Annotated in this window: 17 protein-coding genes and 1 pseudogene; 11 read left to right on the top strand and 7 right to left on the bottom strand. The window is 42.1% G+C overall.

The features are described from left to right. The 9 genes and pseudogenes from WBM60_RS08790 to WBM60_RS08750 form a co-directional block, all read left to right on the top strand. Positions 1–551, top strand: a pseudogene (locus WBM60_RS08790) (aldehyde dehydrogenase (NADP(+))); the annotation flags it as partial. Positions 552–565: 14 nt separating this feature from the next. Then, a complete protein-coding gene (locus WBM60_RS08785) occupies positions 566–1,573 on the top strand; it encodes a 4-hydroxyproline epimerase (protein ID WP_424282980.1) in 1,008 nt (335 codons plus the stop codon). Between the two features lies 1 nt (position 1,574). Beyond that, positions 1,575–2,825, top strand: coding sequence for an NAD(P)/FAD-dependent oxidoreductase (locus tag WBM60_RS08780; protein ID WP_424259831.1), 1,251 nt, complete (start codon positions 1,575–1,577; stop codon positions 2,823–2,825). 41 nt (positions 2,826–2,866) lie between these two features. Further along, a complete protein-coding gene (galK, locus tag WBM60_RS08775) occupies positions 2,867–3,979 on the top strand; it encodes a galactokinase (protein ID WP_424276245.1) in 1,113 nt (370 codons plus the stop codon). A 58-nt stretch (positions 3,980–4,037) separates the two neighbouring features. After that, the gene (locus WBM60_RS08770) at positions 4,038–5,324 is read left to right on the top strand and encodes a Gfo/Idh/MocA family protein (RefSeq protein WP_424282979.1); all 1,287 of its coding nucleotides are present in this window, start codon (positions 4,038–4,040) and stop codon (positions 5,322–5,324) included. A gap of 14 nt (positions 5,325–5,338) precedes the next feature. Further along, positions 5,339–7,477, top strand: a complete 2,139-nt coding sequence (locus WBM60_RS08765; RefSeq protein WP_424259834.1) for a PQQ-dependent dehydrogenase, methanol/ethanol family — start codon at positions 5,339–5,341, stop codon at positions 7,475–7,477. A gap of 17 nt (positions 7,478–7,494) precedes the next feature. Continuing rightward, on the top strand, positions 7,495–8,421 hold the full coding sequence (locus tag WBM60_RS08760) for a DUF5996 family protein (protein WP_424259835.1): 927 nt from the start codon (positions 7,495–7,497) through the stop codon (positions 8,419–8,421). A 115-nt stretch (positions 8,422–8,536) separates the two neighbouring features. Beyond that, complete coding sequence (locus WBM60_RS08755) at positions 8,537–10,030, top strand: amidase (RefSeq protein WP_424276246.1); 1,494 nt, start codon at positions 8,537–8,539, stop codon at positions 10,028–10,030. Positions 10,031–10,220: 190 nt separating this feature from the next. Then, positions 10,221–10,958, top strand: a complete 738-nt coding sequence (locus tag WBM60_RS08750) for an NYN domain-containing protein (protein ID WP_424259837.1) — start codon at positions 10,221–10,223, stop codon at positions 10,956–10,958. Positions 10,959–10,981: 23 nt separating this feature from the next. Here WBM60_RS08750 and WBM60_RS08745 read toward each other — a convergent pair whose 3' ends face one another. The 5 genes from WBM60_RS08745 to WBM60_RS08725 form a co-directional block, all read right to left on the bottom strand. After that, positions 10,982–11,629, bottom strand: coding sequence for a hypothetical protein (locus WBM60_RS08745; protein ID WP_424259838.1), 648 nt, complete (start codon positions 11,627–11,629; stop codon positions 10,982–10,984). An 84-nt stretch (positions 11,630–11,713) separates the two neighbouring features. Next, positions 11,714–12,166: a GNAT family N-acetyltransferase gene (locus WBM60_RS08740; protein ID WP_424259839.1), complete on the bottom strand. Its 453-nt coding sequence runs from the start codon at positions 12,164–12,166 to the stop codon at positions 11,714–11,716. A gap of 165 nt (positions 12,167–12,331) precedes the next feature. After that, positions 12,332–12,706 carry a YqhA family protein gene (locus WBM60_RS08735; protein ID WP_424259840.1) on the bottom strand — a complete coding sequence of 125 codons (375 nt, stop codon included), beginning with the start codon at positions 12,704–12,706 and terminating at the stop codon, positions 12,332–12,334. Between the two features lie 47 nt (positions 12,707–12,753). Further along, positions 12,754–15,765 carry a DNA polymerase III subunit alpha gene (locus WBM60_RS08730; protein ID WP_424277693.1) on the bottom strand — a complete coding sequence of 1,004 codons (3,012 nt, stop codon included), beginning with the start codon at positions 15,763–15,765 and terminating at the stop codon, positions 12,754–12,756. Positions 15,766–16,046: 281 nt separating this feature from the next. Then, complete coding sequence (locus WBM60_RS08725) at positions 16,047–17,261, bottom strand: DNA polymerase Y family protein (RefSeq protein ID WP_424279624.1); 1,215 nt, start codon at positions 17,259–17,261, stop codon at positions 16,047–16,049. A 156-nt stretch (positions 17,262–17,417) separates the two neighbouring features. Here WBM60_RS08725 and WBM60_RS08720 point away from each other — a divergent pair, with 156 nt between their 5' ends. Both WBM60_RS08720 and WBM60_RS08715 read left to right on the top strand, forming a co-directional pair. After that, positions 17,418–17,966: a helix-turn-helix transcriptional regulator gene (locus WBM60_RS08720; RefSeq protein WP_424276249.1), complete on the top strand. Its 549-nt coding sequence runs from the start codon at positions 17,418–17,420 to the stop codon at positions 17,964–17,966. Further along, entirely contained in the window at positions 17,963–18,805 is an 843-nt protein-coding gene (locus WBM60_RS08715) for a hypothetical protein (RefSeq protein WP_424276250.1), read from the top strand. The genes WBM60_RS08720 and WBM60_RS08715 overlap by 4 nt, the downstream gene beginning before the upstream one ends. A gap of 59 nt (positions 18,806–18,864) precedes the next feature. Here WBM60_RS08715 and WBM60_RS08710 read toward each other — a convergent pair whose 3' ends face one another. Both WBM60_RS08710 and WBM60_RS08705 read right to left on the bottom strand, forming a co-directional pair. Continuing rightward, positions 18,865–19,035 (bottom strand): DUF6747 family protein, encoded by a 171-nt coding sequence (locus WBM60_RS08710; RefSeq protein ID WP_299164804.1) that lies wholly within the window; start codon positions 19,033–19,035, stop codon positions 18,865–18,867. Positions 19,036–19,483: 448 nt separating this feature from the next. After that, positions 19,484–19,596, bottom strand: a 113-nt coding sequence (locus WBM60_RS08705; protein WP_424282981.1) for a DUF6747 family protein, incomplete at its 5' end; no start/stop codon positions are given.

Here is a 19,596-nt window from a genome sequence, read left to right as displayed (position 1 = left end):
GAGGCAAACAAACAGCTGCTGCCCAGTCCGGTACCAGCCCAATAGCAAAATTTGTAACAGAACCACAACCCTATTTTGCCCAACAACTTGTGCTTACAACCGAAGGGAAAAATTTTCTGGAGAACCCTAAACTACACCAGGAAGTATTTGGCCCCTTTTCAATTGTTGTTCAATGCGAGAATATCACCGAACTCATCAGTATTCTCAATCATTTGGAAGGACAGCTTACCGGTACCATTTTAGGTAGCGTACTGGAAGTAGGGGAACATGCAAATGTGGTGTCTGCTCTCCGAAGTCGGGTGGGACGGATTATTTTTAACGGTGTTCCTACCGGGGTGGAAGTTTGCCCCTCTATGGTACATGGCGGACCTTTCCCTGCTTCAACAGATAGCAGGTTTACCGCAGTGGGCCCGTATGCAATAAAACGGTGGGTAAGGCCGGTGGCCTTTCAGAGCTGGCCCCAGGATTTTCTACCGGATGCCCTTAAAGATGAGAATCCGCGTCAAATTTTACGATTGGTAAATGGAGTTTATACAAGTGCTGCGATTTAACAGACCAAGGGCCAATGGCTATAACTACTTTCAATTGTATTGATGCTCATACTTGTGGCAATCCTGTGCGGGTTGTGGCTCAGGGAGGCCCCGATTTGAAAGGCCGGAACATGAGCGAAATGCGGCAGCACTTTTTGGAGTCTTATGACTGGATCCGCAAAGGCCTTATGTTTGAACCTCGCGGTCATGATATGATGAGCGGTAGTATTTTTTACCCACCGGCAGATCCTGCAAACGACCTGGGGATACTATTTATTGAAACCAGCGGCTGTTTGCCTATGTGCGGACATGGCACTATTGGTTCCATAACCATTGGAATTGAAGAAGGGCTAATACACCCTAAAATTCCCGGAAAAATTCGTTTGGAGACCCCTGCAGGTTTGGTTGAAGTTGAATATCAGCAAACAGCCAATAAAGTAGATTGGGTCAAATTCAACAATGTAAAGTCCTTTCTTGCAGCTGAGGAATTAAATATTGAAAGCGCTCATTTGGGTACTTTAGTTTTTGATGTTTCCTATGGTGGGAATTTTTACGCGATTGTAGATCCCCAGAAAAACTTTAACGGGCTACAGGATTACACCGCCACGGAACTCATTCAGTATAGTCGCGAAATACGTGAGGCTATTAATGCAAAATACCCCAATCAATTTATACATCCTGAAAATGAGACCATCAGAGATGTGAGCCACATTCTGTGGACCGGCAGCACCATAGCGCCAAATGCCACCGCCCGGAATGCTGTTTTTTATGGGGACAATGCCATAGATCGTTCACCCTGTGGCACAGGCACCTCAGCCCGGATGGCACAATGGCATGCAAAAGGCCTCCTGAAACCAGGTGAAGATTTTATCCACGAGAGTTTTATCGGGTCTCAGTTTATAGGTCGTATTGAAGAAGTTACTACTTTAGACAACAAAACGGCCATTATCCCCAGCATTAAAGGATGGGCCAGGGTTTATGGATATAACAAAATAAACATTGATGATGATGACCCTTTTGCACAGGGCTTTCAGGTAATTTAATATGAGTAAACGCATAGTTATCATTGGCGGTGGAATTGCTGGTTTGAGTTCTGCCTATTATTTATATAAGTCAGGTCACCAGGTGACCGTTATAGATAAATCTGACATTACTGCCGGGGCTTCTTTTGTGAACGCTGGTTATATTACTCCCAGCCATATCATTCCACTGGCATCTCCGGGAATGATTGTTAAGGGCATTAAATGGATGTTCAATTCGGCAAGTCCATTTTATATGAAACCGAGATGGGACCCGGATTTTTTTAGATGGTCCTGGTATTTTCACAAGTCTTCCACTCAAGCCAAAGTAGCAAAGGCAATTCCGGTGATCAAGGATATTAATATTTTAAGTCGTGGTTTGTTCGAAGACATCTATGCATCTGGTGATCTAGGTGAATTTCAACTGGAACGAAAAGGTCTGCTAATGCTTTACAAAACAGATAAAGCAGGTGAAGGTGAATTAGAAGTGGCACAGAAAGCACGTTTTCTTGGACTCGAAGTAAAAACCCTGGACCTTGGAGAATTGAAGAAACTGGAGCCTAATGTAAAATTAGATGTAAAAGGGGCCATACATTATGAATGTGACCGCCATACCACCCCTACTGAATTTATGCCTAAAATGGTAAAACATCTCAAGGATGCCGGGGTGAATCTAAAAACTAATGAAGAAGTACTGGAGATTTCAACTTCAGCTGGTCTAATCACTGAAATAATAACCTCCAAGGCATCATACAATGCCGACGAAGTAGTTTTAGCAGCCGGCTCCTGGAGTGGCAAGATATCAAAACAATTGGCTGTTAACCTTCCCTTGCAAGCAGGGAAAGGATATTCAATTAATGTAAAAAAGCCTACCGGGATCAGCATTCCGGCCGTACTTATGGAAGCCAAAGCTGCGGTTACCCCTATGCAGGGCTTTACCCGTTTTGCCGGAACCATGGAATTCTCAGGTATTAACGATACCATCAGAAAAGAGCGGGTTGAGGCAATTGCCAGGGCTGCAAAAAGTTATTACCCGGAAATTGAAATAAGTATGGAGGACAAGGCAAATGCCAAAAGCGGGCTTCGGCCGGTAAGTCCGGACGGACTGCCGTATATTGGCAGGAGTAAAGCCTATAGCAACCTTGTTTATGCCACCGGGCACGCCATGATGGGCTGGAGTCTTGGTCCGGCCACAGGGAAACTCGTTTCAGAAATCATTGACAATAAAAAAACCGCAATGGATATTGCACCATTTAACCCCGACAGAAAATTTTAAGATTAAAAGCAAAAGTTCTCAATTCACAAATAATGGCTGATATGGTTTTGGATAAAGTGATTGTAGATTCTCCCGGGAGGATCAATATCATTGGGGAACATACCGACTATAATCTGGGATATGTATTACCCACAGCCATAGACAAGAGAATTCGCTTTACACTTGAGAGAAATAATACAGATACCCAATGTGAAATTAGCAGTAAGGGATATGAAAAAGCACTTGTTGTAGATCTTAAACATATTGCCCCGAGCAATATTCAATGGGAAAATTACATCCTGGGAGTGCTGTATGAAATTTATAAAAGAAGTAAAGCGCTAAAAGGGTTTCAATGCACTATCGAAAGTGATCTGCCGGTTGGCTCAGGGGTCAGTTCGTCAGCAGCCCTGGAATGCGGTCTGGCCTTTGGGCTCAATGAACTTTTTGATCTTGGATTGTCTAAACATGAGATCGTGGCACTATCCCGGGATGCAGAACACAATTATGTAGGTACCAAGTGTGGCATAATGGACCAGTTTGCTTCAGTAATGAGTAAAAAAGATCATATAATCTTACTGGATTGCAAAAGTATGGAGCATACCTATGTGCCATTTGCCATAGCCCCCTACAAACTTGTTTTATTAAACAGCAATGTTTCTCACAGCCTGGCGAGTAGTGAGTACAACACCAGAAGAAAAGAGTGCGAAGAAGGAGCAGCCATCCTGCAAAAAAAATACCCCTATGTAGCATCGCTAAGGGATGCCAATCTCAAGATGATCGAGACTTGTAAAACGGCTTTGAGTCCGAAAGTGCTGAATAGATGTACCTATGTGGTGGAAGAAAACAACAGGGTTTTGGATGCTGTAGAAGCTTTAAAAAAGGGAGATTTAAAAACCCTTGGAACTTTGATGTACCAAACACACAAGGGCCTGCGAACTTTATATGAAGTAAGTTGTCCTGAACTTGACTTTTTAGTTGATTTTACAACAAATATGGAGGAGGTTTTAGGCGCCCGGTTAATGGGTGGTGGCTTTGGCGGATGTACCATCAACTTGGTTCATGAAGATGCAGCAGATGCATTTATTAAATCGGCATCTGAAGCGTATGAAAAGGAATTTAATATTAAGCTGACTTCTTTTGAAGGGCATCCCAGTGCAGGAACTACCCTCCTATAACTTCGGGCTAAAATAGTGAGACATTTTTTTGTACTTTAAAAGTGTAAAAAACATTACTATGAAAGCACCTAAACACAATCGTCGGGAATTTGTAAAAAAAAGTAGCCTGGGCCTTATGGGATTAACCCTCCTACCCTCGCTGGCACGGAAAATAGCGGCTAGTGACCGGCTTCGCGTGGCTCATATTGGGGTTGGTGGCATGGGAAATAACCATATGAAATGGTTCGCCGATTTAGATGATGTAGAAGTGGTTGCCCTTTGTGATGTAGATGAATTGCATCTAGCCGATAGCTTAAAAACTTTGGAAAGTCTTCAACCGGGTTCTAAAGTCAGCGGGTATAAAGATTTTCGGAGAATTTTGGATCGAAAGGATATTGACGCCATAACCTGTGCTACTCCGGATCATTGGCACAGCCAAATTGCATCACTCGCCTTCCAGGCAGGGAAAGATGTCTATGGCGAAAAACCACTTTCATACGACGTAAAAGAAGGACAATTATTACTTAAAAACCAACAGAAATACGACCGTATTTTTCAATTGGGAACGCAGATTCATGCCACAGATAATTACCACAGAGTAGTTGAATTGATCCAGGCCGGGGCCATTGGAAAAGTCCATAACGTAAGGCTGTGGAAAACTGGTGGACCTCCGGATTTGACCGAGACTGTAATAAAACCTATTCCCAAAACCCTGGATTGGGATATGTGGCTGGGGCCAGCACCCTATGTAGATTATATTCCTGCAAAATGCCATTTTACCTATAGGTACTTTATGGATTATTCCGGTGGGGTATTTGCCGATTTCTGGTGCCATATTGCTGATGTGGTCTACTGGGCAATTCAGCCAAAAGGTCTGAAGAGTATCTCAGCCAGAGGGGAAGAAGCCGACGGGATAGCCAATACACCAAAATGGATAGATGTGGATTATGAATTTCAGGATTTGAAACTGTTCTGGACTTCCACCCCACCCGATGTTCCCGGTGCCGCGAAAAGAGGCATTGGCGCTTATTTTGAAGGCGAAAAGGGCACACTTATTTGCGATTATGAAACCCGGGAGATTACGATTAACGGCGAGACCGTTACCGATATTCCTGAAATCCCAAAAACCCTGCAGCGCTCTCCCGGTCACCAGCAGAATTTTGTAGATGCCGTGAAATCACGTAAGCCTTCGGAGTCTAACCTGGCCTATGCCAGAGAGATGACCCTGCCAATGCATTTGGGGTTAATATCCTGGCAGCTGAACAGAAAACTGGCATGGAATGCTGAAAAAGAAAAATTTATTGGGGATAAGGAAGCTAATGCACTGCTCTCCAGAAAGCCCAGGAAAAAATGGGATTTAGCGTAACTTAAAAACCAACCATGAAAAACCTTTTCAGATTTCTATTTGGTCTTGTGTTAATTTTATCATTAACTGGCTGCGCCACAGATCCGGAACCGGGCTCAAAAGAACATATTACTGCGGTAACAAATCAGATAGATGAGAATAGGCTTCTGACTGCCGATGAAAGCCCTGGAGATTGGCTCAGTTATGGGAAAAATTACAAAGAAGACAGGTTTAGTTCCTTAGGTCAGATCACCAAATTTAATATAGATAGTTTAGGATTGGCGTGGAGCATAAACCTGGGAACCAAACGCGGTATTGAAGCAACACCAATTGTGGTAGATGGTATTATGTATGTTTCGGGCCCCTGGAGTGTGGTATATGCCATTGATGCCAGAAAGGGTGAACTTATCTGGACCTATGACCCTAAAGTTCCCAAAGGACATGGCGAAAAGGCTTGTTGTGATGTGGTGAACAGAGGGGTCGCCATCTATAAAGGTATGGTGTATGTAGCCTCTCTTGATGGCCGCTTAATCGCTATAAACGCAACTACAGGTGAACAATACTGGGAGGTGCTCACCGTTGATCAGAGTAGAGGATATACCATAACAGGGGCTCCAAGAGTAATTGACGGAAAAGTAATCATAGGAAATGGAGGGGCAGAATATGGAGTAAGAGGCTACATTTCTGCCTACGATGCCCTAAGCGGTGAGCAGCTATGGCGGTTTTATACCGTACCTGGTAATCCTGCAGATGGATTTGAGTCTAAAGCCATGGAAGAAGCTGCAAAAACCTGGACCGGAGAATGGTGGAAATTTGGTGGTGGAGGTACGGCATGGGATGCCATGGCCTATGATCCTGATTTAAACCTTTTGTACATTGGCGTTGGCAATGGTTCTCCATGGAATAGGGATATTAGAAGTCCGGGAGGAGGCGATAACCTATATTTATCCTCCATTGTAGCTTTAGACCCGGATGATGGAACATATCAATGGCATTATCAGACTACCCCAGGAGACACCTGGGATTATACCGCAACCCAACATATTATTTTAGCTGATCTCGAAATAAAAGGTACAAGCCGGAAAGTGCTAATGCAGGCTCCTAAAAATGGATTTTTCTATGTGATAGACCGTACCAATGGTGAATTTATTTCGGCTGAACCCTATGTTTATACGAATTGGGCAAAAGACATCGATAAGGAGACCGGACGGCCCGTAGAAAGTAGTTTTAGCAGGTATCCAAATATGAATTCAGAAATATCGCCATCGGCCTTAGGCGGACATAACTGGCAACCTATGGCTTTTAATCCTGTTACCGGATTAGTTTATATCCCCGCACGTGAAAATGGTATGTTTTACGGGCAACCTGCCAACTGGAAACATGAAGAGGACGGAAGAAGCTGGAACACGGGTTCAGATTTTGACCCGGAAAAAAAAGTCCATGAAGATCTGATGGCCAGAAGAGGTTTTGGTAAACTGATAGCCTGGGACCCTATAAAGCAAAAGGAAGTCTGGAATGTAAAACAACTCACCCCATGGAATGCAGGAGTTCTTTCCACGCGCGATTTTGTTTTTCAGGGAACTTCAGAAGGCGACTTTGTAGCTTACGATGCCGTTACAGGAGAAAAAGTTTGGTCCTATCCATTAGCAACCGGAATTATTGCCCCTCCCATCACCTATGAAATAGATAATGTACAATATATCACTATCCCTGTAGGTTGGGGTGGCGTAATGGGACTCTGGACAAAGTTTACAGAACAGATAAATCCCGGTACCATTTATACCTTTGCCCTGGGCAGGAATGAACCCATGCCCTTTTTTGAAAAAAAACCAGCTCAGCAACTGGTGGACCTTGATTTTGAAGCCACCACAGCTCAAATAGACCATGGCCAAAAATTGTACCTTAAGTATTGTACCCGCTGCCATGGAGGCGGTAATCTTCCCACGGGTGGCGGAAGCATTCCTAACTTAGCTTATTCCCAACCCGAAACCTTAAACATGATAACACAGATTGCCGGGGAAGGTGTTTTTCTTGAAAAAGGAATGCCCAATTTTGGTGACCGCTTATCTAAAGAAGACATTGGTGATATTAAAAATTACATTTTGAATGATGCCAAAGAAAGGAGAGAAGCACAAACAAATAGCAATAATGAACCAGCTTCCTCGCTACATTAGTTTATAAAAATATTAGTATGGAAACCGAAAAACTACCAGCATTACCTTTTGATGAATGGACAGAAACCAGGATAACCGTTCATTTACTACTCCAAATATTGGGAAAGACAAGATTGAAATCAACCACCAGAAAAAACCATTGGTGGTACATTACACTCTATGTTACTCCAAGAGGGTTTGGGACCTATAGCATTCCCATAAATGACGGTTTGGACAGCTTTGAAATGGAGTTTAATATAAAAAGAAAGGCGGTCATCATCTCACAAAGTTCAGGCAAGGAGATTGTGTTATCCCTTGAGGATAGCCCTACCATTGCAGATTTTTACACACGGTTTATGGGCGAAATAAATGGAATTGGTGTATTTCCAAAATTTATTGACAGACCATTTGATGTAGGCATAGATAAAAGCTTCAACGAGATTACAGAGTACCACCATTATGATTGGAAGTATATAAACACCTTCTGGAAACTCATGTTGTGGAATAACAACGTTTTTAAAGAATTTAGCGGTCGTTTTTACGGAAAAACCTGTCCCGTTCACATCTACTGGCATCACCTCGATTTAGTGGTAACCCGATTCTCCGGGAAAAAGCTCCCTCCTATGGATAAATCTGCGAGGATTTTGGAAAAAGAAACCTATTCCCATGAACAAATTAGCTTTGGGTTTTGGGTGGGCGACAATAATGTACCAGAACCAATGTATTACTCCTATACCTACCCTTCCCCTGATGGGATAGATGAGGAGTCCCTTCAGCCGAAAGGGGCATTCTGGCAGAATAGCAATGGTAGCCCTATGGCCATGTTGCGATACGAAGATGTTAAGAATTCCACTAACCCGCGAAAAGCTGTACTCGATTTCTTGGAAAGCACCTATCGGGCAGGGGCAAAAAAGGCGAAATGGAATATCGATGAACTCACTGTACCTGATTTAGATCAACTTTAAACAGAAAACAATATATTGTTATCACTTGTAGCGGGGGTAAGATGGGTACTCCATATAATGATGCTCTCGTTGCTTTTGCCCCGGAATAAGGGAATTAAAATACTTAAAAACCACTATGAATCGAAGAAAATTTATAAAGAATACCGCAGCTTATGTTGCTGTAGTTTCCGTACCCTTCCCTTTTTCGAATACACTTTTTGCAGCCAATCTTTCTTCGGATCTGACAGATCTCAGCGCATCCGATCTTTCAGTCGCAATAAGAACAAAGCAGGCCAGTTGTGTAGAGGTGATGCAGGCCTATCTGCATCGCATCCACCGCTATAATCCGGTGTATAATGCCATTGTGAGTATGGTTAATGACGATGAATTATTAGGCTTAGCACGCCAGGCAGATCAGGCCTTAGCCAGAAATGAATATTGGGGATGGATGCACGGCATGCCCCATGCAATTAAGGATTTGGCTCCGGTGGCTGGATTGCCTTACACAAGTGGATCGCCCATGTTTGCTAAGCGCATAGCTGAAGAAGACAGTGCTTTGGTGGCTAAAATTCGCGGACAGGGTGCCATCTTCATTGGTAAGACAAATACTCCTGAATTTGGCTTGGGTTCCCAATGCTACAATCCTGTATTCGGGGCCACGGGAAGTACTTATAATCCGAAATTGACCTGTGGTGGCAGTAGTGGAGGTGCGGCCTGTGGGTTAGGTACTCATATGCTCCCTGTGGCCGATGGCGGTGATATGATGGGCTCCTTGAGAAATCCCGGCGCATTTAATAATGTGATAGGTTTCAGACCGAGTACAAATGTGGTGATGGATGAAGGGGATGCTGAAAACAGGCTTCTTTGGACCTCCGGACCTATGGGACGAAATACCCGTGATACTATTAAACTATTACAGACGATCGCACGTAGCCCCGATTTTGATAACTTGAATCCCCTAAACCTCAATAAAATAAAAATTGGCTGGATGGGCAATCTCAATAATTATTTGGCGATGGAGCCAGGAATACTCGAATTATGTGAAGTCAGCCTGGCAGATCTAGCCAAAGCGGGGGCTAAGGTGGAATCTATGCAGTCCGATTTTAATATGTCAGATCTATGGCAAAGCTGGACCATCCTGCGTCATTATAGGCGTATGGATATGCTGGATTACTATGAGGATCCAGACACCCGGGATTTGCTAAAGCCAGAGTTGATCTGGGAAATTGAGCAGGGTCTTCGTTTTAATGAGAAAGATGTAGAGCGAGCAAATATGATTCGTACCAATTGGTACGCCGAATTAGACAGGATGTTTGGTGAATATGACTTCCTGGTTTTACCCACCGCACAAGTGTTCCCGTTTCCAAAAGAAATCCATTGGCCCAAACAAATAAATGGGCGGGAGATGGATACTTATCATCGCTGGATGGAAGTAGTTATTTTAGGCAGTTTGGGGGGCATTCCGGTAATTAATGTCCCGGTGGGATTCGATGCGCAAGGCAGGCCAATGGGCATGCAGGTCATGGGTAAATTTGGTGATGATAAAAAGGTGTTGGAGTTTGCATTGGCTTATGAACAGATCACTAATCATTTAGGCAAGAGACCGGAATTGATCGCAGTTGATGATTAGAATTCTCTTGTAATTCAACATACGCCTTTCCAAAATTCAGTGGTTTACACTATGAAGAAATTCTTTGAAAAATTATTCTCATAGCTAACAACCAAATAAACCTTTCCTTGTGATTATAGGATTCATTATCTTCGGACAGGAAACCGAACAAAAGAATATGTAATACATAAATTTTAAATTAAATAACAATATGAATTCAAATTTGGCCGTGCTAATTGACGGTGATAATATACCATCGGCATATATAAAAGAGATGATGGAAGAAATAGCCAAATACGGCAATCCTACGATAAAAAGAATTTATGGTGACTGGACCAGACCTCATTTGTCAAAATGGAAAAACCTGCTCCTTGAAAATGCAATAACTCCAATTCAGCAATATGGATATACCACTGGAAAGAATGCTACAGATTCAGCAATGATAATTGATGCTATGGATATTTTGTATTCGGAAAAAGTGCATGGCTTCTGTCTGGTATCCAGTGATAGTGATTTTACCCGTCTGGCCACCCGTCTAAGGGAAGCTGGAATGCAGGTAATAGGAATTGGAGAAAAAAAGACGCCTAATCCGTTTATTGTTGCATGTGACAAATTTATATATATTGAAATTTTGAAAAACCAATCTAAGGGGGCAGAATCTGAAAGTGAAAAAACTGCAACCAAAGATAGTGTCGATAAAATAACTTTAAAGGAAATTAAGTTAATTGCCACTACTATAAACGACACCTCCGATGACGATGGATGGGCATTTTTGGGAGATGTTGGCAGTTTGTTACAAAAAAAACAACCAAATTTTGATCCCAGGAACTACGGTTTTCAGAAATTGACTCCATTGATTAAATCAATTGGAAAATTTGAGATAGAGCAGAGAGAAAACCCAAAAAGCAAACATAAATTAATATTCGTCAAAAACAAAAACAGGGTATAAAATCAGAACTATTATACAAAGGATTATTCCTGTTCTATTATATCATACCCCTTAAAAGCAGTCCAGGCAAGAGCCACTTGCAATAAAGCTATGATTACCCCAATCTTATCTGTAATGCCATGGGGTTCACCCATATAAAAGAGAACCACCTGTCCGGGGATAGGCACCAACAATAGGGTTGCCCAGAATTTGTTCTTTTTGGTTGCTTTGGCTAAAAACGAATGCTTCCGGTCTTCAATAATTACCTTTACCACCAAAGCACCCATCACAATCATAAAGGGGATAATAATAAAGGAAAGATCTAAATGAACATTCAGGGTGTCACCATGAAACATATATCCCTCTCCCAAAAAGACCTCATAAAAGGAGTTGGCGATCATACTGCCATACCAAATTATCAATAAGAGGTAAAACATATTTCTACGTCTTCCCCAGTAAAAAGTATACATGAGCCCAAGACCTATCGCCACATTTAATAACACATAATAAAAATCGCCTCCTGTACCACTACCATAAAAGAGTTTTCCGAAAAATGTAGTTCCCCACTGGTAAGATTCCCCGTCTGAAATACCTCTTATAAAAGGGAGCCAGCTAGTAGCGAATGTCAAACTGGTAAGGATGAGTAAGAGGTTAAGTCTTTTAAAAAAGCGTTGGAGTTTTTTGGTTTCCATAAGTTAGTGTTTCTATAAAAGACAGCAACTCCCTAAAAATGTTACAGTTAAACTATATGCTTTTAAGTAAGGTCCACAAAAAAATTATGCTCTTCGCAACAAAAAAGTTATTTTTCGGATCCCGTGTATGGTATCATATTCCCTTACTTTTCTAAAATGAAAGCCATAGTACAAATCTTTAGCTGGTTCATTGGCCAGGCCAGTTTCTACTGTAAAAGTATTGGTATGGTAATTCTCAAGTACAAATTGCACAAGAGCGCTTCCTATACCATTCCTGAAAAAGTTGGGGTGCACTACCAGGCTTTGGATATGGGTATTGCTTACTTCTGTTTTTACCTCCACCACGCCGGCTAAAGTATCTTCCATGTAATAGCCGTAAAATGCATTCCTGCATTCTATAAATTCCTGTAACCTTCTTTTTAAGGGTGGAAAATTTTTAGCTTTTAAAAGTTTGGCTTCTATAGCGTATGAGGCCTGAAAGACGGAGCGGATGGTTTTAGCTGTTTTTTGGTCTTTTTGATTTATGGTTAAAATCATTTCCTGGATCTAAAATGGGATATACTAGTGCTTTACTTTTTTTTGGGATTTGCCACCACGGTTAATGACTTTACTATTTACGTTTATGAACTAAAAACAAGGACGCTGAAAGGATTAAAATTATTAGTGGAAGTATCAGATCGTCCCAGGTAAGAGTGTTATCCTTTAAAAAGTCCGTGACGGAAAAAGTGACCAGGGCAAAAAAATGGTACGCCATAACAGCACTTTTAGCTCTTCCAAACTATTAACCTTGAGCCATTTGGGTAGGGTCTTCCCTTCAGCCTTATCAAAAATAAACAGCCGGGCTATTCCCAAACCAAAAATCATAAATACCAAAGAGATCATAAAGGCATCCAATGCCTCCAGTAAATGTAATCCCGGATGATGACCTTCGGTTATTAAAAAATCTGATCTGAAAAATCCCTTATAGCCCCTTATACTTTTGGCAACCCCGGAACCAATAAAGAAAATAGCATTTATTAGTGTAAAGATCACCGCTAGTGCATAGATATATCTGAAAGGAGTAATTTTATTAAGCATCCGGCTTTTTTTTTAAAAATACATATTATTTCTTAGCTTGAAAACTGCTACCCTTGTTTTTTAGGTGCTGTCAGCAGTCTTTTATTAGCGGTCTTCATATCGGCATACCTGGGGTCCGGGATCACTTCCTGCTTTTGCATCTTTATGGTCTGTATACTTAAAAATCCAAACTCACTTACCACCCTACCATAAAACCGGTAAATACCCTTACCCCTAAAATAATATTTGGCAGCTACCGGAGGAAAAAGAACCGTATCAAACACCTCCCCATGCTGGTCCACACAGGTGGCAAAATGCATACGCTTGCCCGTATGTGTATTCGTGTTCTTAACGGTGACCAGGTAACCATAAATATCTATATTCCTGTTTAAATACCGCTCCAAATCCCTACTGCCATTTGCGTTTTTAGGGAGTTCCTGCAATAAATGAAAAGGGGAGCACAGGCAAAACCCTAGTAGCTCTAATTGGGTAAAAGCCATCTCCAGGTCTGTGGTATGAAGGCGTGGGATCTTAAATTTTTGGTGGGAAGGCGGAAACAATTTGGGATGGTCCAAAATAGTGCCTTTGGAAAGGAACAAATGTGCCTCCCACAAGAGTTTGTGCTTATTAATTTTTGTAAACCGAAACGCGTTAATGCGAATAAGGATACTCAGCTGCTCTATGGAAATAGGCACACGGTCTAAAAAATCTTCCAAAGAAGTAAAGACCCCATGCAACTGCCGCTCTTTCAAAATACGGTCCATCACCCGGCTCTCCAGTTCTTTCAGATACATATAACCCAAATAAATGTCTGTACCATAAATACAGTTTACCGCAAAACTTTTATTTATACAGGGCGCATGTATGCTCGCACCCATCATCCGGGCCTCGTGCACATAAAACTCGGAACGGTAAAAACCACCCCCATTGTTAAGAACCGCTACCAGGTATTCCAGGGGGTAATAGGCCCTTAAAAACAGGGTCTGGTAACTCTCCACGGCATAGGAGGCAGAGTGCCCTTTGGCAAAAGCATAACCGGCAAAACTGGCTACCTGGTGCCAGATCTCGGAGATCAGCCCTTCTTCATAGCCTTTTTTGCGGCAGTTGTCCATAAACTTGTCCTGCACCTTCTGGAACTCTTCCCGGGAACGAAATTTTCCACTCATCCCCCTCCGCAGTACATCGGCCTCACCAAGGGTAAGTCCGGCAAAATAGTGAGCTACTTTTATTACGTCTTCCTGGTAGACCATAATGCCATAAGTATCAGGCATAATATTTAGCATTACCGGGTGACCCTTCTCCTCTGCCCTGCCCTCTTCGCGATGCCGCAGGATGTATTCGCGCATCATCCCGCTCTTGGCCACCCCGGGACGGATAATGGAACTCGCCGCCACCAAGCCCAAATAATTATCTACCTCCAGTTTTTTTAGCAGCATCCGCATAGCAGGCGATTCTACATAAAAACACCCCATGCACTGGGCGGTTTTTATCAGCTGGTTAATACGGGGATCTTCCTTAAACCCTTTGATATTATGAATGTCAATTTTTTGAAACTCCTCTGGATTATTAAGTTGCAGGATCTGCAGGGTTTCCTTGATCTTTGCCAGGCCGCGCTGGCCCAAAATATCAAATTTATAGAGGCCTACGTCTTCGGCAATGACCATATCAAACATAGCAGTGGCAAAGCCCTTTGGCGGCAGATGCGTAGCCGAAAAATAGTGGATGGGTCTTTGGGTAATTAAGATTCCCCCCGCATGGATGCTCAGGTAATTGGGAAAGCCTTTTATTAACTGTCCGTATTTTAATACCAGCAGGGATACCTCATCTAATTGGGATAGCTGATAGTGCCCGTCGCTTAAGACATCAATCTCTGCCTTTGGCAAGCCAAAGACTTTCCCTAGCTCGCGTACAATGCCCTTATGTTTAAAGGTGACATAGGTGCCTAAAAGGGTAACATGATCAAAACGGTCAAAAATATACTGGGTAATCTCTTCCCGGTCTCTCCATGAAAAATCGATATCAAAATCGGGCGGGTTGGCCCGGTAGAGGTTAATAAAGCGCTCAAAATACAGGTCGAGTTCTATGGGGTCTACATCGGTAATACGAAGCAAATAGGCCACAATGCTGTTGGCGCCACTGCCTCGTCCCACATAGAAAAACCCTTTTTCCCGGGCCTTGGAAACAATATCCCAGTTGATTAAAAAATAGGAGACAAAGTTCTTTTCTTTAATCAGTCGCAACTCCTTTTGGAGTCGCTCCCGGATAGGCTTGTCCACTACGGGATAGCGGTAAGGGAGGCCGTCCTGGCATAATTGCTCCAGCAGTTTTTCGTCCTCTTCCCTGCTGCCCAGATAGGTCTGCAGGTTCTGGGGAGTGCGGTTTTTGGAAAAATCAAAATGGATGCTGCAGGAATTCATCAGCCATTCTGTGTTTTCAAGAATAAAGAGGAACTCTGCAAAGGCCGCGGCCAGGTTTTGAATGGGAAACATTTTTTCCTCTTCGCTGGCCTCTTCTTCCTTGGAGAGCTTGCTTAACAGCACGTTCTTATCTATGGCCCGCAGCAATCGGTGCGCATTAAAGTCGCGCTTATTCCTAAAGGTAACGGGTTGCAGCACTAGTAGTTTGTCTTTTTTTTCCACCAAGCTGGAGAAGGGCAATCTTCTTAGGTCCCTTATGGAAATTCCTATAAACTCATGCTCCAGGAAATCGCTTTGGTCATTGAGCAGCAACTTTTCAAAGGGGTAGATTACGTAGGCGTGTTTAAACTTCGGGGCTCTTTGGGGGATTTCTTTTTCCTCGTGGAGGTGGACTGAGAGAAAGGTGTTTAGTTCCTTGTAGCCTTCATTGTTTTTGGCAATGCCTACAAAGCATTGGTCTGCCCCGTTTCTGAAATCGATCCCTAAAATAGGCTTTATGTTGTATTCCGGAGCTTTACGGACAAAGTTCAGGCCTGCAGAGGTATTGTTGATATCTGTAAGTACCAGTTGAGTCACCCGGTTTTCCCGGGCGAGTTCTAAGAGGGCTACTTCGGAAAAAGTCCCGTATCGGAGGCTGTAGTATGTATGGCAGTTGAGGTACATAGGTGTTGGTATTCGATTTGTATTATTTTAGTTCTTCATTTTCTTTGCATTCTCTTCATTTCTTTTGTTCGTCCAAAAGAAACGAAGCAAAGAAAAGGGCGCCTTATCCAAGGAATTTTTTCAATTCACAAATTGAAAAACCATGCCTGAAACTCCGCGTCGCTTCCTTCCTCAGCTCCTGATTTCGGAGCTTTCATGCAATATTCTGCGGATAAGGGTTTTTTAATCCTATTTTTAGTTTCATTTTTATCCACCGTAGCCCGCAAGAGCGAAGGTGGATTTCACTGCTTTCTATGCGCCAGCACTATAGGCGGTTGGCCATTAAAGGGGTTGTGCATTCTGCCAATAGTTTTAGCGCCAAGGCCGGAGGCTCTTAGCACGCTTTTATCGCCAAAGCGCTCCCGTATGTTATCCATTGCGGCATAGAGGTTCAGGGCTTCTTCGGTATCTTCAAACAGGTTGATCTGGTAATTCCCCGGCACCAGATGACTAAAGCGAATACCTATGAGCCTCACCAGTAAACGCCTGTTATACAGGACTCTGAACAGCTCCAGGATTTTGGGGATAAGAATATGGTCTGCACTGGTGTAGGGAATCCGGACTTGTTTGGAATAGGTATTAAAATCTGAATACCTGATCTTGACGGCAATGCAGGCGGTAAGCTTTTCCCCCCTGCGGAGCTGGTAGGCCAGGTTCTCTGTCATGGCTATAAGGATGCCTTTTAGTTTACTGACATCTATGGTATCGCGGTCAAAGGTGCGTTCTGTAGAAATGGACTTACGGTCGCAAAAAGGGATCACGGGGGAGTTGTCTACCCCATTGGCCCGTTTCCAGATGACAGCGCCGTTAGCCCCCAGTACGCGTCGCATAAGATCTATAGGCATTTCCTGTACGGTTTTTACTTTTCTGAGTCCCAAATTTCTGAGTGTCTGGTAGGTTTTGTCGCCCACCATAGGAATCTTTTTGATAGAGAGCGGAGCCAGAAAGGGTTTTTCATAGCCAAAATCTACTTTCAGCTGGTTGTTGGGTTTGGCCTCATTAGTAGCTACTTTAGAGACTACTTTGTTTACAGACAGTCCGAAGGAAATAGGCAGCCCGGTTTCTTTAATGATCATTTTCCGCAATTCAGAAGCGTAGTGGTAGCAGCCAAAAAAGCGGTCCATCCCGGAGAGGTCTGCGTAGAACTCATCTATGCTCGATTTCTCAAAAACAGGGACCTGTTCTTTAATGATTTCGGTGACCAGATCGGAGTGCTTGCTATAGGTGCCCGCGTTACCGCGGATAACAACGGCTTCAGGGCAAAGTTCCCGCGCCATTTTCATGGGCATCCCGGAATGTATGCCAAAACCCCGGGTCTCGTAGCTGCAGGCAGCTACGACTCCCCTATCACTGGTACCACCCACCAGCAGGGGTTTGTTTTGCAACTCGGAATTAATGAGCCGCTCTACAGATACAAAAAAGGTATCCAGATCCAGATGAAGAATGGTCTTTTGCATAACTATTTAAAAGGACCGCTAAGTTATGGAATATTTCCATTTTATTGGATTTTTTCCATAATAATTATATATTATTTTAAAAAGAATAATTTTTTTTTAAAATCATTTGGTATTTAATACGAAACGTATTAATTTTATAGTACGATTCGTATTATTATGAAAACAACAAGGAAACCCACTTCACTGGATTATGCTATCCTTGGTCTGGTAAACCAACAGCCCCAAACAGGCTATGGTATCAGAAAGGCATTTGACACTACCGCTTTAGGGAATTACAGTAGCAGTCCGGGAGTCATTTATCCGGCCCTTCAAAGATTGCAGGAACTTGGACTGGTTGTAAACACAACCATGAACAACACAAAAAAAAGCAAGTTTCATTGTACTAAAGAAGGAGAGTCCATTCTTAAAGAATGGCTTTTAAAGCCAATAGAAATTAAAGATATAGCCAAAAACCTGAATGACCTCCTACTTCGATTTGCTTTTATGGAAAACTTACTGAAAAGAGAAGTACAACTAGAATTCCTAAGCTCTTTTCAAGATGTACTGAAAAAATATATTAAATCGCTTAAAGAATATCATAAAAGCGAATATAATACCCTGCCTTTGAATGCCAGATTGGCTTTTGAACATGGTATAGCCTCCTACGCAACTACCTTAAAATGGTGTTTAAAAACGATTTCAACCTTAAAAAAAACAGAAAAATGAAAACTACCTTGTTCGTAAAATCAATTTTTGGAGCACTGCTGCTTACAGTGCTCTACATACTCTTCAATATGCTACTTGGCCAGACCTCAGCCATTGCTAATTTATATTGGGGAATATTATCTAATTTCCTCATTGCACTTCTGCTGGGTTATTATATAATGTCATCCAATCTGGGTGGAATACGGTTAAGTATTTCGGTTTTTCTAATCTATTTCCTGATTGGTCATTTTAATATTCTAATAGAGGCCTATATTTTTAACGTCAGTTCCCGCCAGGAAACTGCTCTGGAAATAATAAGAGGGTTTTTTATATCGATAACATTTGCCCCCCTCTATGTTTATATATTCAGAACTAAAATAGTGAAGGAAGCGGTGATTTTTACGAAAAGGTCTCTTATAGGCTGGTGCTGGAGAATCCTTGTAGCCGATATCTTATATCTCCTTCTTTATATTATTGCGGGGCTTGTTTTAACCCTTGTATACCCACAATTGCTTCAGTTTTATGAAGGTAAAATCCCGCCTTTTGATATTTTGATTAATACGCAACTATTTATACGAGGATTTATATTTATTGGCATAGCTCTATTAATGCTTCAGACTCTGAACATTTCAGTGGCAAAAAAGGCTATATTAATAGGCCTGACCTTTGCGATCCTTGGTGGCATAGCCCCTTTGATCCCGCCAAATGAACTCATGCCTTCCTATGTAAGGCTAGGTCATGGTTTTGAAGTTGGGATTTCCAACTTTGTTTATGGAATTCTTCTGACGTTACTACTGAAACTAAAAAGTGGCGCAAAAGCAGATATAAATCCAGGTATTGCAGTTAAACCCACGGTTTAATTCCTTTATTAGTAAAACGTCAAAAGAAAAAAATCACTTCCGCAGACGGGCTGTTCACATTAGTCGAATGCAAATCCTGTAGACACTCTAAAGATAAATGCATAGAGTGCGATCAGAAACATGGCAAAGCTAAACCATGCAAAAAGTTTAAAATAATTTCGAACAATAAGGATTCCTAAATCCCTGAATCCTTCCAAATAAATTTCCCTAAGTAATTCTATCGTTTTCATAACATTGATTTTAGAATTCACTTATAAGACTTCAAAATCTGTTCTAAGTTTAGTTTTTTGCCATTCTTTTAGTCAAGGGTACAGAATTCCTGGATAAAATGCGCAATTTTTAAACCGCAACCCTGAAATTAGAGATTATAAGGAACGGGTGGGGAGTAGCAACAAAAAATCCCCGTAAGCCTAACACTTACAGGGGTTAATTAATATTTAGGTTGGTTATTTAATACATTTTGATTTTTCATTTAATCTCCCCATAGCTTATGTAAGCGGAGGCAAGATCTTATCCTCCGAAGCCTGTAAGGGCGTAGTAGCGATTATTGGACTCCTGCTGCTGTCATTATCATAAACATAATTACAGAAATAAACAGACATCCGGCTGCCACAAAAAAGTCGATTATACTGAATCCTTTATGTCTCTGAGCCATAGGTTTTTATTTTAAGTTAATAATTAGTCAAATGCAAATCCCGTGAACACCCTAAAAATAAAGGCATAAAGGACCATAGCATACATTATAAAACTAAACCAGGCAAAGGCCTCAAAGTACTTCTTTACAATAATAT

The organism is Eudoraea sp., assembly GCF_049669105.1.
Lineage (GTDB): Bacteria > Bacteroidota > Bacteroidia > Flavobacteriales > Flavobacteriaceae > Eudoraea.
The sequence above is the reverse complement of the archived record's forward strand: the minus strand, read 5'-3'. Positions and strand labels throughout refer to the sequence as shown.

What these genes read in the sequence shown, in the direction of transcription:
- WBM60_RS08730 (WP_424277693.1), bottom strand. Translation starts at nt 15,765, where the DNA reads ATGTACCTCAACTGCCATACATACTACAGCCTCCGATACGGGACTTTT.
- WBM60_RS08740 (WP_424259839.1), bottom strand. Translation starts at nt 12,166, where the DNA reads ATGATTTTAACCATAAATCAAAAAGACCAAAAAACAGCTAAAACCATC.
- WBM60_RS08755 (WP_424276246.1), top strand. Translation starts at nt 8,537, where the DNA reads ATGAATCGAAGAAAATTTATAAAGAATACCGCAGCTTATGTTGCTGTA.
- WBM60_RS08780 (WP_424259831.1), top strand. Translation starts at nt 1,575, where the DNA reads ATGAGTAAACGCATAGTTATCATTGGCGGTGGAATTGCTGGTTTGAGT.
- WBM60_RS08770 (WP_424282979.1), top strand. Translation starts at nt 4,038, where the DNA reads ATGAAAGCACCTAAACACAATCGTCGGGAATTTGTAAAAAAAAGTAGC.
- WBM60_RS08750 (WP_424259837.1), top strand. Translation starts at nt 10,221, where the DNA reads ATGAATTCAAATTTGGCCGTGCTAATTGACGGTGATAATATACCATCG.
- WBM60_RS08710 (WP_299164804.1), bottom strand. Translation starts at nt 19,035, where the DNA reads ATGAAAACGATAGAATTACTTAGGGAAATTTATTTGGAAGGATTCAGG.
- WBM60_RS08765 (WP_424259834.1), top strand. Translation starts at nt 5,339, where the DNA reads ATGAAAAACCTTTTCAGATTTCTATTTGGTCTTGTGTTAATTTTATCA.
- WBM60_RS08735 (WP_424259840.1), bottom strand. Translation starts at nt 12,706, where the DNA reads ATGCTTAATAAAATTACTCCTTTCAGATATATCTATGCACTAGCGGTG.
- WBM60_RS08725 (WP_424279624.1), bottom strand. Translation starts at nt 17,261, where the DNA reads ATGCAAAAGACCATTCTTCATCTGGATCTGGATACCTTTTTTGTATCT.
- WBM60_RS08715 (WP_424276250.1), top strand. Translation starts at nt 17,963, where the DNA reads ATGAAAACTACCTTGTTCGTAAAATCAATTTTTGGAGCACTGCTGCTT.
- galK (WP_424276245.1), top strand. Translation starts at nt 2,867, where the DNA reads ATGGTTTTGGATAAAGTGATTGTAGATTCTCCCGGGAGGATCAATATC.
- WBM60_RS08745 (WP_424259838.1), bottom strand. Translation starts at nt 11,629, where the DNA reads ATGGAAACCAAAAAACTCCAACGCTTTTTTAAAAGACTTAACCTCTTA.
- WBM60_RS08760 (WP_424259835.1), top strand. Translation starts at nt 7,495, where the DNA reads ATGGAAACCGAAAAACTACCAGCATTACCTTTTGATGAATGGACAGAA.
- WBM60_RS08785 (WP_424282980.1), top strand. Translation starts at nt 566, where the DNA reads ATGGCTATAACTACTTTCAATTGTATTGATGCTCATACTTGTGGCAAT.
- WBM60_RS08720 (WP_424276249.1), top strand. Translation starts at nt 17,418, where the DNA reads ATGAAAACAACAAGGAAACCCACTTCACTGGATTATGCTATCCTTGGT.